The organism is Ruegeria sp. CL3 (assembly GCF_056536505.1).
The window spans coordinates 73,061-89,418 of the sequence record NZ_JBQFPT010000009.1 but is presented as its reverse complement, the minus strand read 5'-3'; the positions used below and the strand labels follow the sequence as shown (position 1 = coordinate 89,418).

Annotated in this window: 19 protein-coding genes; 10 read left to right on the top strand and 9 right to left on the bottom strand. The window is 57.6% G+C overall.

Going from position 1 to position 16,358, the window contains the following annotated elements; genetic code table 11:
* The first annotated feature begins 247 nt into the window (after positions 1-247).
* Entirely contained in the window at positions 248-613 is a 366-nt protein-coding gene (locus tag ACR0NO_RS14640; RefSeq protein WP_480668774.1) for a hypothetical protein, read from the top strand.
* Here ACR0NO_RS14640 and pncA read toward each other — a convergent pair.
* The gene (gene pncA, locus ACR0NO_RS14635) at positions 610-1,206 is read right to left on the bottom strand and encodes a bifunctional nicotinamidase/pyrazinamidase (RefSeq protein WP_480724469.1); all 597 of its coding nucleotides are present in this window, start codon (positions 1,204-1,206) and stop codon (positions 610-612) included. The genes ACR0NO_RS14640 and pncA overlap by 4 nt on opposite strands.
* Positions 1,207-1,300: 94 nt before the next feature.
* Here pncA and trhO point away from each other — a divergent pair, with 94 nt between their 5' ends.
* Together trhO and ACR0NO_RS14625 are read left to right on the top strand one after the other, a co-directional pair.
* Complete coding sequence (trhO, locus tag ACR0NO_RS14630; RefSeq protein WP_480724468.1) at positions 1,301-2,206, top strand: oxygen-dependent tRNA uridine(34) hydroxylase TrhO; 906 nt, start codon at positions 1,301-1,303, stop codon at positions 2,204-2,206.
* A gap of 64 nt (positions 2,207-2,270) precedes the next feature.
* Positions 2,271-2,771, top strand: coding sequence for a potassium channel family protein (locus tag ACR0NO_RS14625; protein ID WP_170379453.1), 501 nt, complete (start codon positions 2,271-2,273; stop codon positions 2,769-2,771).
* Positions 2,772-2,774: 3 nt separating this feature from the next.
* On the opposite strand, the gene ACR0NO_RS14620 is transcribed toward ACR0NO_RS14625, so the two are convergent.
* Complete coding sequence (locus ACR0NO_RS14620) at positions 2,775-3,104, bottom strand: hypothetical protein (protein WP_170379451.1); 330 nt, start codon at positions 3,102-3,104, stop codon at positions 2,775-2,777.
* Positions 3,105-3,268: 164 nt separating this feature from the next.
* Between ACR0NO_RS14620 and betB the strand changes: the two genes are divergently transcribed.
* Positions 3,269-4,723 (top strand): betaine-aldehyde dehydrogenase, encoded by a 1,455-nt coding sequence (gene betB, locus ACR0NO_RS14615; protein ID WP_480724467.1) that lies wholly within the window; start codon positions 3,269-3,271, stop codon positions 4,721-4,723.
* Between the two features lie 564 nt (positions 4,724-5,287).
* On the opposite strand, the gene ACR0NO_RS14610 is transcribed toward betB, so the two are convergent.
* From ACR0NO_RS14610 to ACR0NO_RS14590, 5 genes are read right to left on the bottom strand one after another with little or no spacing between them, the layout of a single operon-like run.
* The gene (locus tag ACR0NO_RS14610; RefSeq protein WP_480724466.1) at positions 5,288-7,438 is read right to left on the bottom strand and encodes a hypothetical protein; all 2,151 of its coding nucleotides are present in this window, start codon (positions 7,436-7,438) and stop codon (positions 5,288-5,290) included.
* Positions 7,435-8,304 carry a flagellar motor stator protein MotA gene (gene motA / locus ACR0NO_RS14605; protein WP_170459582.1) on the bottom strand — a complete coding sequence of 290 codons (870 nt, stop codon included), beginning with the start codon at positions 8,302-8,304 and terminating at the stop codon, positions 7,435-7,437. Before motA ends, ACR0NO_RS14610 begins: the two co-directional genes overlap by 4 nt.
* Before the next feature lie 45 nt (positions 8,305-8,349).
* Complete coding sequence (locus ACR0NO_RS14600; RefSeq protein ID WP_170528696.1) at positions 8,350-8,934, bottom strand: MotE family protein; 585 nt, start codon at positions 8,932-8,934, stop codon at positions 8,350-8,352.
* Positions 8,931-9,434: a hypothetical protein gene (locus ACR0NO_RS14595; RefSeq protein WP_480724465.1), complete on the bottom strand. Its 504-nt coding sequence runs from the start codon at positions 9,432-9,434 to the stop codon at positions 8,931-8,933. The genes ACR0NO_RS14600 and ACR0NO_RS14595 overlap by 4 nt, the downstream gene beginning before the upstream one ends.
* 9 nt (positions 9,435-9,443) lie before the next feature.
* Positions 9,444-9,941, bottom strand: a complete 498-nt coding sequence (locus tag ACR0NO_RS14590) for a flagellar basal body-associated FliL family protein (protein WP_170492883.1) — start codon at positions 9,939-9,941, stop codon at positions 9,444-9,446.
* Between the two features lie 119 nt (positions 9,942-10,060).
* Between ACR0NO_RS14590 and fliF the strand changes: the two genes are divergently transcribed.
* From fliF to fliP, 4 genes are read left to right on the top strand one after another with little or no spacing between them, the layout of a single operon-like run.
* Positions 10,061-11,653 carry a flagellar basal-body MS-ring/collar protein FliF gene (gene fliF / locus ACR0NO_RS14585; protein ID WP_480724464.1) on the top strand — a complete coding sequence of 531 codons (1,593 nt, stop codon included), beginning with the start codon at positions 10,061-10,063 and terminating at the stop codon, positions 11,651-11,653.
* Complete coding sequence (locus tag ACR0NO_RS14580) at positions 11,653-12,249, top strand: FliH/SctL family protein (protein ID WP_480724463.1); 597 nt, start codon at positions 11,653-11,655, stop codon at positions 12,247-12,249. The genes fliF and ACR0NO_RS14580 overlap by 1 nt, the downstream gene beginning before the upstream one ends.
* Entirely contained in the window at positions 12,242-12,520 is a 279-nt protein-coding gene (locus ACR0NO_RS14575) for a FliM/FliN family flagellar motor C-terminal domain-containing protein (RefSeq protein ID WP_170555390.1), read from the top strand. The genes ACR0NO_RS14580 and ACR0NO_RS14575 overlap by 8 nt, the downstream gene beginning before the upstream one ends.
* On the top strand, positions 12,520-13,251 hold the full coding sequence (fliP, locus tag ACR0NO_RS14570) for a flagellar type III secretion system pore protein FliP (RefSeq protein WP_480724462.1): 732 nt from the start codon (positions 12,520-12,522) through the stop codon (positions 13,249-13,251). Before ACR0NO_RS14575 ends, fliP begins: the two co-directional genes overlap by 1 nt.
* Positions 13,252-13,431: 180 nt before the next feature.
* On the opposite strand, the gene ACR0NO_RS14565 is transcribed toward fliP, so the two are convergent.
* Entirely contained in the window at positions 13,432-14,040 is a 609-nt protein-coding gene (locus ACR0NO_RS14565; RefSeq protein ID WP_480724461.1) for an MlaC/ttg2D family ABC transporter substrate-binding protein, read from the bottom strand.
* Entirely contained in the window at positions 14,030-14,800 is a 771-nt protein-coding gene (locus ACR0NO_RS14560; protein WP_170473255.1) for an MlaA family lipoprotein, read from the bottom strand. The genes ACR0NO_RS14565 and ACR0NO_RS14560 overlap by 11 nt, the downstream gene beginning before the upstream one ends.
* A 333-nt stretch (positions 14,801-15,133) precedes the next feature.
* Here ACR0NO_RS14560 and ACR0NO_RS14555 point away from each other — a divergent pair, with 333 nt between their 5' ends.
* The gene (locus ACR0NO_RS14555) at positions 15,134-15,589 is read left to right on the top strand and encodes a RidA family protein (RefSeq protein ID WP_170459597.1); all 456 of its coding nucleotides are present in this window, start codon (positions 15,134-15,136) and stop codon (positions 15,587-15,589) included.
* Positions 15,586-16,353, top strand: coding sequence for a glycerophosphodiester phosphodiesterase family protein (locus ACR0NO_RS14550; RefSeq protein WP_480724460.1), 768 nt, complete (start codon positions 15,586-15,588; stop codon positions 16,351-16,353). The genes ACR0NO_RS14555 and ACR0NO_RS14550 overlap by 4 nt, the downstream gene beginning before the upstream one ends.
* Positions 16,354-16,358 lie beyond the last annotated feature (5 nt).

The window sequence follows — 16,358 nt, the reverse complement described above, 5'->3', positions numbered from 1 at the left end:
AAGAGTCGCTGATTCGGTGACAATGCCCGTTTGACGTCACAATGCGGGCTTAATGTCCGGTGTTTTCACCAATTAGTGATGGTGTGGGATGGAAAGACAAAACTGATGGTTGTTAATGAGTTTGCTGTACGATTTTGATATGGTTGTAAGACCGGCGGAAAGGGATGTTCCGGCTCAGGTCTGTGCGCGGTTCAGAGATGTGAAGACCTCTGACGCGTTGCGAGGGGCTTCCCCAGGGATTCGTATGATGTTCCAGGACGCGGGGTTTGATCTCGATTCCCATGTCAGTGGTATCGTACCGGACAAGTTTCCAACCGAAGACCTGCCCGACCGAACCCGGATACTGCGCACCCTGTTCGACAACATCAAAACCCGCGGTGTGCGGGGGGAATATTGTGGTGAGTTCGATCTACGGCAATTCCTCGGGCACATTCGCCGCGCCGAGGCAGTTGATGGGCTTGTCCGGGTTATTCCCGTTCAGCGCCCTCCGGTGCCACAGCCTGACATGCCCAAACGCAGGACGGCAAAGGGGCGGATTGGTGTTGGTCTTGGAGTTGCGGTGATTCTGTTCGCGGTGTTTAAGTATCTCGCAGAAACGGGTGCAGCGCCTTAGTCGGCCAGAGTAACCCCGACGGCCTGCATAGCCTGTTGCGCCGCAGCCAGTGAACCATCCATGTCAATCGCACGGCAGGCGCTTTGCACGACGGTGACGTCAAAGCCCAGCTTCGCGGCATCAACTGCAGAATAGTGAACACAGAAATCGGTCGCGAGCCCCACGAGGGTCAGTTTCGAAATGCCGCGCGTGTTTAGATACCCTTTCAACCCGGTCGGCGTCGCCTGATCATTCTCGAAAAACGCCGAATAGCTGTCGATGGCGCTGCGAAACCCTTTGCGGATGATCAGGTCGCCATCCATGCGCAGATCCGGGTGAAAACCCGCGCCATCGGTGCCCTGCACGCAATGGTCGGGCCACAGAACCTGCGGACCATAGGGCATCTCGGTCATCTCGAAGGGGGCCTTGCCCGGATGCGAACTGGCGAATGAGGAATGCCCCGCCGGATGCCAGTCCTGCGTCAGGATGACGGCATCAAACCTGTCCATCATGGCGTTGATCGGGGCAACGATCTCGTCCCCGCCGGCTACGGCCAGCGCTCCGCCGGTGCAGAAATCGTTCTGGACGTCGATGACAAGCAGGGCATGGGTCATGGCAATCTCTCCTTTGGTCTATCGGTACGGCGCGGTGCAGGACGCGTCAATCCGGTCCCTTGCGACTCTGCGCTGTCAGGTTTAGACCGCGCGCATGTACACGATCGCTGCCCTCTATCACTTCACCCGTTTCGCTGATCACGCCGCCCTGCGCGCGCCGCTGCTGGACCTAAGCCGCGCGCAATCGGTCAAAGGCACCCTGTTGTTGGCGCAAGAGGGGATCAATGGCACGATTGCTGGCCCGCGCTCCGGGATCGACGCCGTTCTGGCGCATATCAAGGCCCTGCCGGGCTGTTCCGATCTGGAGTGGAAAGAGGCCACTGCCGACCATCCCCCTTTTGGCAAGATGAAGGTGCGTCTGAAGAAAGAGATCGTGACCATGGGTCAGCCGGATGTCGATCCGCGCGCCCGCGTCGGCAACTATGTCGAACCCGAGGAATGGAATGATCTGATCCGCTCGGACGATGTGGTCGTAATCGACACGCGCAACGACTATGAAGTGGCGATTGGCACGTTTGAGGGTGCGATAGACCCTGAAACTGCCAGCTTCCGTGAATTTCCCGATTGGTGGGAGCAGAACAAGGACCGATTCCACAACAAACGTGTCGCGATGTTCTGCACTGGTGGTATCCGCTGCGAGAAATCCACCAATTTCCTGCTGGGGCAGGGGGTCGAGGATGTCTATCACCTCAAAGGTGGCATCCTGCGCTATCTCGAAGAAATGCCCGCTGAGGACAGCACCTGGCAGGGCGAGTGTTTCGTCTTCGACAATCGTGTGTCGGTTGGCCACGGTCTGGTCGAGGGGCCGCATAACTTGTGCCACGGGTGCCGCCGCCCGATCCTGCCCGAAGATGTGAAGCGCCCGGAATATGAGCATGGCGTGTCTTGCCATCTCTGTGTGGATGAGACGTCGGAGGCCGACAAGATGCGGTTCCGCGAGCGGCAGAAACAGATCCTTCTGGCCCGCGCGCGCGGCGATGAGCATCTGGGCAGCGTCTGAATTCCGCTTGCAGGTCGGTGGGGAATCCCGATGATTATCGCTGGATTGCTGTGATGGAGCTTCAATGACCCGCAAACCGACAACTCTGGCGGAATGGAAATCGACCTTTCTGGCCGCTGCTGGGTTGGTGCTGGCCAGTTTTCTGGCATGGTTCGGCCTGTCGCGGTTGAGTGAGACCACCGCTGGGGACACGATCGGCACCATTGCCTCGGTCGCGTTGCTGATCTGGCTAGTGTCGCAGTCGTGGTACTACATGACCCAAGTGAAGTCGCCGCGCAGGTTGTTGTTCCTGATGGGCGTTTCTTTCATTCAGGTCGTGCCGTTCCTGTTTGCGGCCGTCTATGGGGCCTTTGGTTACAACGACAATTGCGTTCTCGGGGCGGAAGGCCCTGCCGATATTCTGTATTTCTCATATGTCACCTTCACCACAGTGGGGTATGGCGACATGAGCCCAACAGGCCTGTGCCGCGGCTTGGCTGTGTCCGAGGCCGTCACAGGCTATATCCTTTTGGGCATGTTCGTTGCGGCTGCTGTGTCACTTTATTCGCGAAACCACGCGCATTAGGCTCTATTTATTCTGGTCGATCCAACGCGACATCAACTGTTTGTCGCGAAAGCACTCGGACGGGATCGGGCGACGTTTGCTGCGCGATATCCGTTCAGCAAAGGCGACCTGTTTGCCGGTCGGGTAGTTGGCAAAGGGCGATGAATCCTCGGGCTTGTGAGCCGAGATCCAAGCAGACATGGACTTGCGGTCACGTTGCGCCTCCACCGGGATTTCTAGTGCGGTCTGCTCGGCGATGGCGCGGGCATAGCGCATCTGCCGATCTGTGACCGGCAGCAGGTGGTAGTCGTTCGAAGGGCCGTTTAGGGCCTGATTTCGTGCGTGGTAAGACATCGGAATGTTCCTCTGACTATGTGGAACATAAATAGAACATTAACTCTTTTTTTCAAGGGCAAGGCGATTCATATCAGCGGGAGTTTGCCGTGATTCAGTTTTATTGACTGACCAATCAACAAAAGATACACGCTTGGGAAATTGCTTCGGAAAAGGAACCCGGCATGAAATTTCAGCCCAAGGCGAGCCATTTCATCAATGGCGCATATGTCGAAGACACCAACGGCGCGCCGATTGATGTGATCTACCCTGCAACCGGTGAGGTCATTGCCCGGCTGCATTCAGCCACGCCCGAAATCGTTGATCAGGCTTTGAACAGTGCAAAAGCGGCGCAAGCGGAATGGGCAGCCATGTCCGGGACCGAGCGTGGCCGCGTTCTGCGCCGCGCCGCAGACATCATGCGAGACCGCAATCACGACCTGTCGGTTCTGGAAACCCATGACACCGGCAAACCCCTGCAAGAGACGCTGGTGGCCGACGCGACCTCGGGCGCGGACGCGCTGGAGTATTTCGGAGGTCTGGCCGCGTCCCTGACCGGTGAACACATCCCTCTGGGCGGTGGCGACTTCGTCTATACCATCCGCGAGGCGCTGGGCGTTTGCGTCGGGATCGGCGCATGGAATTACCCCACCCAGATCGCCTGCTGGAAGGGCGCGCCGGCGTTGGCCTGCGGTAATACGATGGTTTTCAAGCCGTCCGAGACGACCCCGCTCTCCGCACTGAAGGTGGCTGAGATCCTGATCGAGGCAGGTGCACCCAAGGGCACTTACAACGTGATTCAGGGCTATGGCGATGTAGGTGCATCGCTGGTGACCGATGCGCGCGTTGCCAAAGTGTCTTTGACCGGCTCGGTGCCGACGGGCCGCAAGGTCTATGCCGCGGCCGCCGATGGCATGAAGCACGTGACCATGGAACTGGGCGGCAAATCCCCCATGATCGTTTTCGATGACGCAGATATCGAGAACGCGGTCTCCGGTGCGATTTTGGGCAATTTCTATTCTTCGGGTCAGGTCTGTTCGAACGGAACCCGTGTGTTCGTCCAAAAAGGTGTCAAAGAAGCGTTTCTAGCCCGCTTGGCCGGACGTCTGGCAACCGCCAAGATTGGCGATCCGCTGGATGAAGAGGTCAACTTTGGCCCAATGGTCAGCGAAAATCAGATGAACATCGCGCTGGGCTACGTGGAAAAGGGCAAGGCCGAAGGCGCGCGTCTGGTCTATGGAGGAGAACGGATCGCGGGCGAGGGGTTCTACATGCAACCCACTGTGTTCGCCGATGTCACCGACGACATGACCATCGCCCGCGAAGAGATCTTTGGCCCGGTCATGTCCGTTCTGGATTTCGACACCGAAGACGAAGTTCTGTCCCGCGCCAATGACACTGAATTCGGCCTCGCGGCTGGAGTGTTCACAAACGACCTGACCCGAGCCCATCGCATCGTCGCCGGTTTCGAGGCCGGGACTTGCTACATCAATACCTACAACCTCGCCCTGGTTGAGGCACCGTTCGGCGGCTCCAAGATGTCGGGTGTCGGTCGCGAGAACTCGAAGCTCGCCATCAACCATTTCAGCGAGATGAAAACCGTCTACGTCGCGATAAACGACGTCGAGGCACCTTACTGATCAACCATCTGGGTGGCGCTCTGCTCTTCTCAATACACGAGTGGCAGAGCGCCTTTTTATCGCGATCTGGCATCTTGTTTTCTCCGAGTATCGCCATGGGGGTAATCGCGTTCTTCGTGGGTTTCGCAGACCACCGATGTTCATTCTTTTTCAGAACGATTAAACGCGCCTGAGACCCATTTCCCAAATCGCACGTGATGTAGGCTCAGGGTTCCAACCCAGTAGATGCCGGTCACGGCGAGAGCAACGGCTTAGAGATAAACAAGTTTAGACATCGGCCTTTACCTCATTTTCCAAGCCGTGAACCATGCACAGGCTCGGAAAGCAAAATGTCTTGTGCCGAGGCGCTTTTGGGAAAATCTTGTTATCGGAACCTCTCAGCAAGTCGCCAACTTCCTTGGTCGGCGGTGAAAAGTTGGTCATGTTTCTTTGTGGCAAACGGTCGAAAGAACGCGCGAAGTCCTGTCAGAATTTTCATCAAGGTATTTACCCAGCTTTGCACTAAGGGGAACTAAGCCATTAGAGTAAAATTAAATTATCGGAATCTGCGCTAGACCTTTGGTATCATTGGTTGGGATCTGCTCCCTCATCGGGCGCGCGTTCTGGGTCGGAGAGTAAACCGAAAAGGTCGGCAATATGCGCTCGGGTCTCTTCGCTGTCGGCCAGTAGACTGTTGGCATCGGCCAGAGGCGTCTCAAGAAGACGACGAGGCGCCAAGGCAAGCTTGCCTGAGATCTCGGCCAGTTTCGCAAACCGCCCTTCAGGTTCAATATTTTCGGACAATCCAGCCAACCAGAAATACCGGTTCGCAACCTCGATTTCGCCGAGGTCTCGGTACAAGTCTGCCGTCGCGCTCAGATCGCCGATCGCCGCCAGCGCCTGAGCGCGCAGGGTATTGGCGGCCGCTGAAGCATCATCGGACAGTTCCAGCATCGCTTTGTGCGGTTTTTCGTCCAACAGTGCCGCGCGCGCGCGCAATCGTGCACGTTGGGATCGGTCCGTCGTGTCATGCGTGCGATTGGCAAAGGCAGAACTTTGAGCCGCAAACCCCAAAGCGCCCAAGCGGCCAGAAATCGCAATAGCGGCTTGTGTGGTCAAAGCCATCGAGTCGCCATCAGACATGGACAGCACCTGTTTCAGAAAGGTTACATCGTTTGACCTTTCTTCCAGCAGATGTGTGTGACGGTTTAGAACATCCGCGCGATCATCACCCTCGGGCAGGGCTTGGATCAGGTCGTGGGCCGCATCGAATTCATTGTTCAAACTCAGCGCAACGATATGTGCGTGCTGCATCATTGGTCCGGTTTCAGATCCACGAAACTCCAACGCGTAGGCTGCGGCAAGGGCAACGTCCTGAGAGGATACGGCCCCTCGCTCTGCCCAGCGCTTCTCGACCAATCGCGCCAAGGCCAGAGGGGCATCTGTTGCTGTTTCTGGCGCAGAAATGACGTCTTCCAAGATGGCATCGGCCACGTCAGAGTCGCCTTCGGCCTGAGCGATCCGAGCCTTGGCCACACTGGGCTGTTCCTCCGTTTCAACGCGATCAACGGAACGCATCACCCGCCGCGCCGCTTCCAGCTTATCAGCTTCAACCAAAATCGATGATAGTCTTGGGCCCAAACTGCGGCGCAAATGTCGGGGAAGGCTGGAGAAAGACTGCTCTATCGCGTCCAGATCAGCATCAAGGCTCAGCGTTTGCTCGCTTAGTGCTGACCAGAAAGCCGCATGGCTACTACAGCGCTGAAGACCTCGAAACGGGCTATCTTCTGCGGGCTCACGGTGATCCACAAGCCCGGCTATGGCTTGCACCCAGCTTTGCTCTTCGGAATGCCCTTCAACCAGAGCAAGCGAGGAGACAGCTTCCGCTCCGAACCCGAAAAAAGCGTAGAGTTTCGACAGCTTGAACGCCAGATCGGCGTCGACGCGGTCGAACTCCTGATACAACCCAGAACGCAGATCGGCGATCTGTTCGTCGAACGGGCGCGCGTCCGACCATGTGTCGAACCCTAGCCGAGCGCTGCTGATGCAGGCGGGACGTTTTTCAATTTGAGGGACATCGGGGCCAAGAAGACCTTCCAGTTCGTCCACAATCGTTGAGACACTCATATTCGCTGCAAAACTCGGCAGCATGTCCGTGTCGTTCGAAGGTGTTGACGTGCGGGGGCCGATGGCGGCCAGGTCCAGGTCAAGGACCTCTCGGTCGGCACCTTGCAGTAGGCTGGCTGAGAGTTGATCTTTGAAGCCCTGTTGGTTCAGCGTCAAAAGCGGCAAAGCTAAGGGTTCAGGCGGATCTTCTACTCCCAACGGCGGCAGAGACGGTGGCAAAGGGATGTTGGCAGTCAAAGGCGGAGGCAAAGTGCCTTGCGAAATATCCACGACAATCATTGATTGTTGAAACAGAAAGGCCATGGCCACGCAGTCGCAGCCAAACTCCAAATCAAGTGCGGCACCTGGTTCCGATTGAGACAGGGCTGACAAGCGATTTGATGTCAGTCGCCCGAACACGCCTTCTGTTTGAAACAGGACGTCGTCGATTGAAACGGTCAGCCGCGCCCCGTTTTTCCGGCGTGCAAGTACCCACTCGGTGCCCGGCGGAACCTTTACGACGAGGCGGGTGTGGCTGTCATGTTCTCCTGATCGGACAACCAACGTTTCAGCAGTGGCCGAGGTTGCCACTGTGATGAGGATCGACGTGAAGAGAGCCAGGCCTTTCATGCCGCCGCCTGTTTGAGTTCCTTGAGAGCATCCTCGAGTTCCGAGAAACCAGGCCGGTTGTGGGTTGGTGTGTTCTGGCGGCCGACTTCGATGCACATGGCGGCATTGTGGTTGTGCAGGTTGGCGACCAAAACTTCTTTGATCAGCTGGTAGAAGTGATTGTCTTCTTCCACGACGGTTTTCAGCTTGCCAGCAAAGGGCCCCACCAGACCATAGGCTAGAAACACCCCTAGAAATGTCCCGACCAGAGCTCCCCCGATCAGCTTGCCCAGAACCTCGGGCGGCTGGTCGATTGACCCCATCGTTTTGATCACACCCAGAACGGCGGCGACAATCCCAAGGGCGGGCAAGCCGTCGGCGACGGTTTGCAGCGCGTGGCTGGAATGCATGGCGTGATGAAAATTGGCCTCCATCCGCTTTTCCAGAACTTCTTCGACCTGATGGGGGTCATCATAGTTCAGCGCAGCCGAGCGCATCGTGTCGCAGATCAGGTCCACGGCTTCCTTGTCGGACTGGATTTTCGGGTAGGCGGAAAACAGGCTCGAGTTTTCAGGGTCTTCAATGTGCTGTTCAACCTCGACCGGGTTTGCGCGTGCGATGCGGATCAAAGAGAATAGAAGGCACAGAAGGTCCCGGTAGTCTTCGGGTTTCCACTTTGCCCCCTTGAAGACCTTACCCATGTCTTTAATCGTGTGTTTGATCCCGCCCATATCGTTGCTGATCAGAAAGGCTCCGACAGCGGCACCGCCGATCATCATCATCTCAAACGGCAGGGATTTCATGATAATCGTCATCTTGCCGCCCGCAGCCAGATAGCCACCGAACACCATCACAAAGATGACGACAATTCCAACAATTCCAATCATTTGCGATCTCCGACAAGTGTCCAAATAGCTTTGAAAAGCATGCGGTTATTCCTGTGGGGCATTGGCATTTCGACCCGCCATGACGACACTGATCGTATAGGCGGCTTCGGGGCTGAGGCCGGCCAGAACGCCCGCTGCGGCATCGGCGGGCATGCGTGACAGGAAACCGGCGGCAAAGCTGGGATCCATCGTCTCGAACAGGGCGGCGGCATCTTTGGGTTTCATGTTTTGGTAGACGTCCGTCAGCCGGGTCAGATCCGTTTCCGCGGCCTTGTTTGCCAGTGCCAGTGTTTCCCGCAGGTCTTCCTCGGCCTGTTGTAGTGTGGCCAAGCGCGTTTCGATGGCCTCGTGGGCGATCTCAAGCGCCTTTTCCTTCTCTTCCAGGGCTTCTTCCCGCTGCTTCAGACGTTTTTCGCGGCGCAGAAGTTCGGTCAATAGAACCTGTAGATCCGGCGAGGGTTTTGACATCGGCGGCTCTTCGGCCTTTGTCGGCTCGACGGTTTTGGCCAATGCGGGCCCGGCTTCCAGCCCAAGGCGAATCGCGGCGGACCCGATCATCAGCAGAGCAATCACCGCCAACACGCCGCCGCGGGGTCGCGCCCTGCCTTTTTGCGTGCCAGAGCGTTTCATTCCGCAGCCTCCACACCCTGCCGTTTGTGCCGGAAGAACATCAAACCTTCCGGTGCTTTGGCTGGTTGGTCGGACCCAGTCTCCTCGGCGGGCGTATCATCTGCATCCGAATCCTGAGTGTCAGATGCCTCTTCTGGCTCGGCTGCACCCGCAGCCTCTTCATCCGGCTCTAACGATACGTCCGGCGCCGGCGGTTCAGGCGCGGCCTTTTCTTCGGGGATGACGTCATGCATTGAGGCCATCATCAGCTCGAGCCGCTGTGCAACCGATTGCGCGCGTTCCGTCAGCTCTTTCAGCTCATCCCCGGATTGGTCCGAGGCAGCCCGCGCGCTGCCCAGCGACTTTTTCAACTCTTCCGCCTGCGTAGACAGCACCGCGACGGCCCCGCCCACGCCTTGTTCCAGATCCGTGAACCGTTTCAGGCGGCGGGACAGGACAAAGCAATACAGGCCGGCACCTAGCGCGCCCGCGACCAGCAAAATATCTGCAATAAGCTCCAATTTCGCCTCCTAATTCAGAACAAATTCCATCACCAGAACGTCGCGCACACGACCCTCTCCGACGACGATTTCAATGCGCCGCAGCAGATGCCCCCGGATACGCACCAGCGCTAAGGAGTCCTCGAGATCTGAAACCTCCAGCGCGCGAAGGTACCCGTTCAGCACATCCATGATTCGCGGTTGCATTTTTTCCACATCACTGATGTAGGCTGAGTTAACTTCGAGCTGCGCGTGGAATTTCAGATGCCGCGACTCACCCGCATTCACCGACAGAATCACGGGCGGAAGATCGACGAATCCCACATCCGGCAGGGCCTTGGCCGGTTTGTCTTTTTCAGCGTCCATCGATTCCGCCTTTTCGGGTTTAGCCCCAAAGGGCAACAGCCCGGATGTGGTCGCGTAATAGCCGCCACCCGCCCCGACGAGCGCCAGAATCACCCCGATGATCAGACCCATTTTCCCTGATTTCTTAGGGGCTTCTGCCTCTTCTGCTGTAGCGTCAGTCATGACGTCCTCATTCATTCGATCTGAAGCTGTCATAACCCGGCAGGGACTAACCGATTGTTAAGGGCAATCGTTCAAACAAGGGATGCGCCGGGCAGAATGTCGGCGAGTCGGAGGTGAGCGTGCAGCAGATCGGAACTGTCTGGGCAAGTTTGGACAGACGAAAGCAAATCATAGTCGTCGGCGCGGTTGCGCTGGTGTTTCTGGGGGTTCTCGGGATGTCCCGTCTTGTGACGGCACCGTCCATGACCCTTCTTTATGCAGGGCTGGAAAGCGGAGCCGCGGGCGATATCGTGCGTGCACTCGATCAGCGCGGTGTCACATATGAGATCAGGGGCGGCTCAATCTACGTGCCCGGCTCGCAGCGGGATGAGCTGCGCTTGACCCTTGCCAGCGAAGGCCTGCCTGCCAATGGCAATCGTGGCTACGAGCTGCTCGATTCGCTAAGCGGGTTTGGCACCACCTCGCAGATGTTCGATGCCGCCTATTGGCGCGCAAAAGAAGGTGAGCTGGCACGCACCATCGTCGGTGGTCCTCATGTCAATCAGGCCCGGGTGCATATCGCGAATGGCTCGGCCAACCCGTTTCAGCGTAGCGTTGCGCCCACGGCCTCGGTCTATTTGGTTCCATCGGGCGCGCAGATAACGGGCGATCAGGCCAAGGCGATTCGCTTTCTGGTCGCCTCGGCGGTCAGCGGTCTAGCGCCGGAAAACGTAACGGTTGTAGATTCGAACGGCGCCGTGATTGGCGGTCAGGACACGGCAGTCGCGGCAGATACCGCGGACGACAAATCTCGTCAGTTACGCGAACGCGTGCTGCGCCTTGTCGAGGCGCGTGTGGGCACCGGCAACGCCGTGGTTGAGGTCAGTGTCGACACAGTCACCAAAACCGAATCCATCCGCGAACGCCGCTTTGATCCCAAAGGGCGGGTCGCGATCAGCACGGATGTCGAGGAACGCTCGGACAGTGCGCGCAATCAGTCCGGCGATGTGACGGTTGCCTCCAACCTGCCGGATGGTGACGGCGCGGGCGGGGACGAATCGAATTCGAACGCGACGCAGACCCGCGAGCGCGTGAACTATGAGGTCTCAGAAACGGAGCTTGAGGTTCACAACGCACCCGGAGCCATCAAGCGCCTGACAGTCGCGGTGTTGGTCAATGGCCTCCGGTCGGTAGATGAAAATGGGGTGGAAAGCTTTGAGCCCCTGCCTCAGACCGAGCTTGACGCGCTTGAGGAGCTGGTGGCCTCAGCCGTTGGCTTCGATGTAGCTCGGGGCGATGTGATCACGTTGAAATCGCTTGATCTGCCGGTGGTAGAGCCGCAGGGAACGCTGGTTTCGTCCTCCCTGTGGCAGAATATTCATCTGGACGCGATGTCTCTGATCCAGATGGCGGTGCTTGCACTTGTTTCGCTGGTTCTGGCCTTGTTCGTCATTCGCCCCATCCTGATGAAACCAGCGACAGCCCCCGCGTTGTTGCCTGCGGGTGGTGGTGACGCACAGGATGCGCAGGTTCTGGTCGGTGAGATCGCGCCAGATGAGTCGGCCGAGTTCACGGCTCTGCCAGGACAAGCGCAGTCGGCCGGCGTGCCGGCGCTTGGGTCGGACAGCAACGCAGACCCTGTGGATCGGTTGCGGGCGATGATCGGTGACAAGCAGGAAGAAACGGTCGAGATCCTGCGCAGTTGGCTTGAAGAAGGCGAGGAGCGGGTCTGATGTCGATTGCTCATCTTCTTGAGGATTTCACCGCGCAGGTCGAAGGCGGCAAGCTGCATCTTCTGGATGAAGACGCGCTGGAGGAACAGCGCCTGGCCGCCTTCGAACAAGGCTACGGGGCCGGATGGGAAGACGCTGTTCAAGCGCAGGAGCAGAACCGGGGCCAGGTCTCGGCAGAACTGGCCAAGGCGTTGGAAGACATGTCCTTTACCTATCACGAAGCGCTGACACGTATGACCCTGTCGCTGGAGCCGATGTTCCAAAGCCTGGTGAACTTGGTGCTGCCGGATTGTATCGACCGCAGCTTTGCTCACCGCCTGTCGGAACAGCTGCAAGACATGGCACGAACCCAGATCGACCAACCCATCCAGATACTTGTGCCGGAAGGGCGCGCCGCCAAGGTCGAAGATTTGCTGTCATCGAATATGCCACAGCCTCCGCGTGTGATCGAAGATTCCTCGTTGCAACCCGGACAAGCGCGGCTGCAGGTCGGTATCTTGCGGCGCGAGGTGGATTGCGTGGATCTGCTGACCTCGGTGCAGCAGGCATTTGACTCCTACCTGTTTGAGGCGAAAGAGGCTTTGACCCATGACTGATACCCAATCTCAGAAAACCAACCCTTTTGATGCTGTCCCGATCGAAGTCACAGTTTCCGTCGGCCGCGCCCGCCCGTTGATCCGGGACTTGCTGAATATGGGCGAAAACGCGGTGCTGACACTGGACAAACGGATCGAAGACCCCGTGGACCTCTATGTCGGCGACCAACTGGTTGCCCGTGGCATTCTGGAAGAGGTGGAGGGCGATCAGGCCGGTCAACTGGCCGTACGTCTGACCGAAATCGCGGATTTGCAGAACGGGATCGGCTGATGCGCCTGTGGCTCTGGCTGATTGTGGTGGTGGTGGCTACGCTGCCCTCGCTGGCTGCGGCTCAAGACGTGACCCTGTCGCTTGGGGAGGGCGGGTCCATCTCGGCCCGGACGATCCAGTTGATCTTGCTGATCACCGTTCTCAGCCTTGCGCCCGGGTTGGCGATCATGATCACCTGTTTTCCCTTCCTGATCACGGTTCTCGCGATCCTGCGACAGGGTATCGGGTTGCAGCAATCTCCGCCGAATATGCTGATCGTCAGCCTTGCGCTGTTCCTGACCTATTTCATCATGGAGCCGGTTTTTACCGAAGCCTGGACCATTGGAATTGAGCCTTTGATCAACGAAACGCTTGAGGTTGAAACGGCCTTGGAACGCACCCTGAACCCGTTCCGAGAGTTCATGGCCGCGCGACTGGACGTTGAGACGTTTCAATCCATGGCCGCTTTGCGCCCTGAAGGCGAGGGGATGGTCCTGTCTCCGAATGCTCCGCTTTCAGTTCTGATGCCGTCATTCATGTTGTCAGAAATCGCCCGTGCGTTTCAAATCGGGTTCCTGATTTTCCTGCCTTTTCTGATCATTGACCTGGTTGTGGCTGCCGTTTTGATGTCGATGGGCATGATGATGGTGCCGCCTGCAATCGTCTCGCTGCCGTTCAAGCTGGCGTTTTTCGTGATCGCAGATGGATGGGCTTTGATCGCCAGTGCGTTGGTCCGAAGTTATATGCCTTAGGGGATCAAGGCTGGGCGTTGAACGGGCGGAAGCTTGAGTGGAATGAGAGCTTTGGAAAGCGGCGCATCAACTTCGGCGCGTGTGAGGTCCCAAGGTAAAATGACTTTCTTGCGGTTGTAGAAACGAAATCGCCTCCAACGCACAGAGCGCGGAGGCGTTTCGTCACACAAAAAGGCACTGTTACCCGGTTCTGTTGAGGTCTTTGATCAGTTGGTTCAAATTACCTTTACGCGCATCCAGCATCGCCCCGATTTCGGTGCGTTCGGTCAGCAGCAAGTTCACACCCTCAATGAACATGTTGTAGAACTTGTCGCGACCGGATTTGTCAGAAACCAGGAAGGTCACGTCAAAGGGCGACGATCCCCGCAGCTTGACCGAGGTACGCACTTCATATCCGGCTTTGATTCTACGCGCATTTCGCACATCCACCTGGCCGCCAATGAATTCGCGGAACCTGCGTCCGTATTTGCGCGAGATATAGCCTTGGAACGCCTTGGTGAATTGTCTCAACTGCGCCGGAGAGGCAGAACGGGCGTCTGCCCCAAGCGCATAGCGCGCCATGATCGGAACATCAGCATATTGCACGAAAATCTTCTCGAAATCGCGCAACATGGCTTTTTCGGATTTGCCCGAGGCGATCACGCGGTTGATATCCGCGACAACACTGTTGACCAGCTGTTTGGCACCCGCCTCGGTCAGGGCCAGAGCGGGCAGGGGCAGGGCAACAATAGCTGCTCCGGTCACAGAGGTTTTCAGGAAATGTCTTCGGTTTAAAGCGTTACTCAGCATAAGGGTCCTCGTAGGGGTCGAGAAGGGGATCACTAACAGGGTCGGTTCCGGCGTCGGCATATGGATCGTTGTAGAGATCCAGGAAGGCGTCCTCGTCGTCGCGTGCCAATTCGAAGCGGCGGTTTTGCAGGTAGATCAGTCGGGCCTGCGCATAGCTGTCGGCACTTTCGTAGAGAATCGAGTCCACTGTATCAGAAAAACGCCCCCTATCCCCCATCCGACGTACGACCTCGGCATAAACCCCCAGATTGTCTGCAGGGCGTACCGGAGTGAAGTTGATCGGGTTCGAGAACAGGTTGATAACGACACCTACAGCGTCACGAGTGGTCGATGGGCCATAGAACGGCAGTTCAACATAGGCGCCTTCCCCAACACCCCAGACGTGCAAGGTTTCGCCGAAATCTGTATCGACGGGCGGCAGGTTCAACTCATCCGCCGGGGCCGACAGGCCAAAGCCACCGACGGTCATGTTGATCACGAACCGCAACAAGGCGTTGCCCATTTGCTTGGGGTTTCCCTGAAGTAGGTAATCCACCGCCTGCCCGGGCAGAGAGATGTTTTCCGCAAAGGTACTGAAGCTGGTCACCATCGGATCAGGGACGATCTTCACATAGCCTTTTGAGGCGGGGCGAAACAGAAACCTGTCGACGCCAAGGTTGAACTTGTGAATTCCCCTGTTGGCGTTCTCATAGGGGTCGAAAATCTCTCCCCGAGCAGCCTGTTCCGGGGGTTGCGTCGCACAGGCCGACAACACAGCCATAAGTGACAGAACAACAAGATGTTTGAAGCCAAATTTGCTCAACACGGTCTTAGCTACTCCAATACGGCCCGGCACGACGCTTGGGCGATCAATCAATACCTGCGTGTCCAACCGACACAAGTTGTTGTCACATAGAGGTTTCAGAGCTTGAATGAAACACATAGCGTTAAACCCGGTAAATCAACGAAGGTAAAGTGACACGACTTCAACAGTTCGAAATAGGACAGGATATGCCCACTGAACGCGACGGTCAGAAAAATCGGTTTCCGGCTTTCCCAGCGGCATCATCCCGGTTAGCGTCCGCCCGAGTCGATTTTGGGTGAGGACAATCACATGAGCATCTCGGAAAAACTGCAAAGCCTGGGCGTATCGTTGCCAGACGCACCGGCCCCGGCCGCAAACTATGTGCCTTTCGTGCGCGTGGGGAACATTGTCTATGTCTCGGGTCAGATTTCCAAAGCGGACGACCTGATCACCGGCAAATTGGGCGATGACATGGACGTCGACGCGGGTGCAGCGGCGGCAAAGGTCTGTGCGATCAACTTGCTGGCTCAGGTCAAAGCGGCCTGTGACGGGGATATCGAGAAACTGGTGCGGGTGATCAAGCTGACCGGTTTTGTGAACTCGACTGCTGATTTCACCGCGCAGCCGCAGGTGATCAACGGTGCTTCTGATTTCCTGGTTGAGGCGCTGGGCGAGGCGGGTCGTCATTCCCGCTCGGCGGTCAGTGCTGCATCACTGCCGCTTGGTGTTGCTGTCGAAATCGAAGGTATTTTCGAAGTCCAATGACACCTGCTCTGCCGCGTGTGTTTCTTGAGGCCCCGATCTCGCACCGGGCGCTGCATGACAAAACAGATAACCGCCCGGAAAACAGCCGGGCGGCCATTCGTGCGGCGATCGAGGCCGGGTATGGTATCGAGATTGATCTGCAGCGGACCTCGGACAACCGTGCGATGGTGTTTCATGACTACGACATGGCGCGTCTGACCGGGCAGTCCGGCCCGATCCAGCAGATCTCGGCCGCGCGGGCGCAGGCCACGCAGCTATTGTATGCCGAGGATGGTATTCCCACCCTTGACGCGGTGCTTGAGATGGTCTCGGGCAAAGTCCCGCTGCTGATCGAACTCAAGGATCAGGATGGAGCCATGGGCACCAATGTCGGCCCGCTTGAGGCGGACGCTGTGCGGGCGCTAAAAGGTTACGACGGTCCAGTGGCGTTGATGTCATTCAACCCCAACAGTGTGGCAGAGTTGGCCCGTCTGGCCCCGCATCTGCCGCGCGGAATCGTGACTTGTTCCTACAAGCCGAGTGTCGAGCTGCTGCCGCAAACGGTGTGCGATCACCTGCGCGACATTCCCGATTTCGACCGGGTTGGGGCCAGTTTCATCAGCCATGAGGTTCATGATCTGGACCGTCCGCGCGTGGCCGAGCTGAAAGCGCGCGGTGTGCCGATCCTGTGTTGGACGGTAAAGTCGCCTGAACAAGAGGCAGAGGCCCGCGCCGTTGCCGACAATGTGACCTTTGAGGGGTATCTGGCCAAGCATCCGGGTTGAACCCG

Bases quoted from the DNA above. Each gene is read 5' to 3' on its own strand.
- ACR0NO_RS14590 (WP_170492883.1), bottom strand. From the start codon at position 9,941: ATGACTGACGCTACAGCAGAAGAGGCAGAAGCCCCTAAGAAATCAGGG.
- betB (WP_480724467.1), top strand. From the start codon at position 3,269: ATGAAATTTCAGCCCAAGGCGAGCCATTTCATCAATGGCGCATATGTC.
- ACR0NO_RS14550 (WP_480724460.1), top strand. From the start codon at position 15,586: ATGACACCTGCTCTGCCGCGTGTGTTTCTTGAGGCCCCGATCTCGCAC.
- fliP (WP_480724462.1), top strand. From the start codon at position 12,520: ATGCGCCTGTGGCTCTGGCTGATTGTGGTGGTGGTGGCTACGCTGCCC.
- ACR0NO_RS14625 (WP_170379453.1), top strand. From the start codon at position 2,271: ATGACCCGCAAACCGACAACTCTGGCGGAATGGAAATCGACCTTTCTG.
- ACR0NO_RS14565 (WP_480724461.1), bottom strand. From the start codon at position 14,040: ATGCTGAGTAACGCTTTAAACCGAAGACATTTCCTGAAAACCTCTGTG.
- ACR0NO_RS14560 (WP_170473255.1), bottom strand. From the start codon at position 14,800: ATGGCTGTGTTGTCGGCCTGTGCGACGCAACCCCCGGAACAGGCTGCT.
- ACR0NO_RS14575 (WP_170555390.1), top strand. From the start codon at position 12,242: ATGACTGATACCCAATCTCAGAAAACCAACCCTTTTGATGCTGTCCCG.
- ACR0NO_RS14640 (WP_480668774.1), top strand. From the start codon at position 248: ATGTTCCAGGACGCGGGGTTTGATCTCGATTCCCATGTCAGTGGTATC.
- ACR0NO_RS14620 (WP_170379451.1), bottom strand. From the start codon at position 3,104: ATGTCTTACCACGCACGAAATCAGGCCCTAAACGGCCCTTCGAACGAC.
- motA (WP_170459582.1), bottom strand. From the start codon at position 8,304: ATGATTGGAATTGTTGGAATTGTCGTCATCTTTGTGATGGTGTTCGGT.
- trhO (WP_480724468.1), top strand. From the start codon at position 1,301: ATGTACACGATCGCTGCCCTCTATCACTTCACCCGTTTCGCTGATCAC.
- ACR0NO_RS14600 (WP_170528696.1), bottom strand. From the start codon at position 8,934: ATGAAACGCTCTGGCACGCAAAAAGGCAGGGCGCGACCCCGCGGCGGC.
- ACR0NO_RS14580 (WP_480724463.1), top strand. From the start codon at position 11,653: ATGTCGATTGCTCATCTTCTTGAGGATTTCACCGCGCAGGTCGAAGGC.
- ACR0NO_RS14610 (WP_480724466.1), bottom strand. From the start codon at position 7,438: ATGAAAGGCCTGGCTCTCTTCACGTCGATCCTCATCACAGTGGCAACC.
- pncA (WP_480724469.1), bottom strand. From the start codon at position 1,206: ATGACCCATGCCCTGCTTGTCATCGACGTCCAGAACGATTTCTGCACC.
- ACR0NO_RS14555 (WP_170459597.1), top strand. From the start codon at position 15,134: ATGAGCATCTCGGAAAAACTGCAAAGCCTGGGCGTATCGTTGCCAGAC.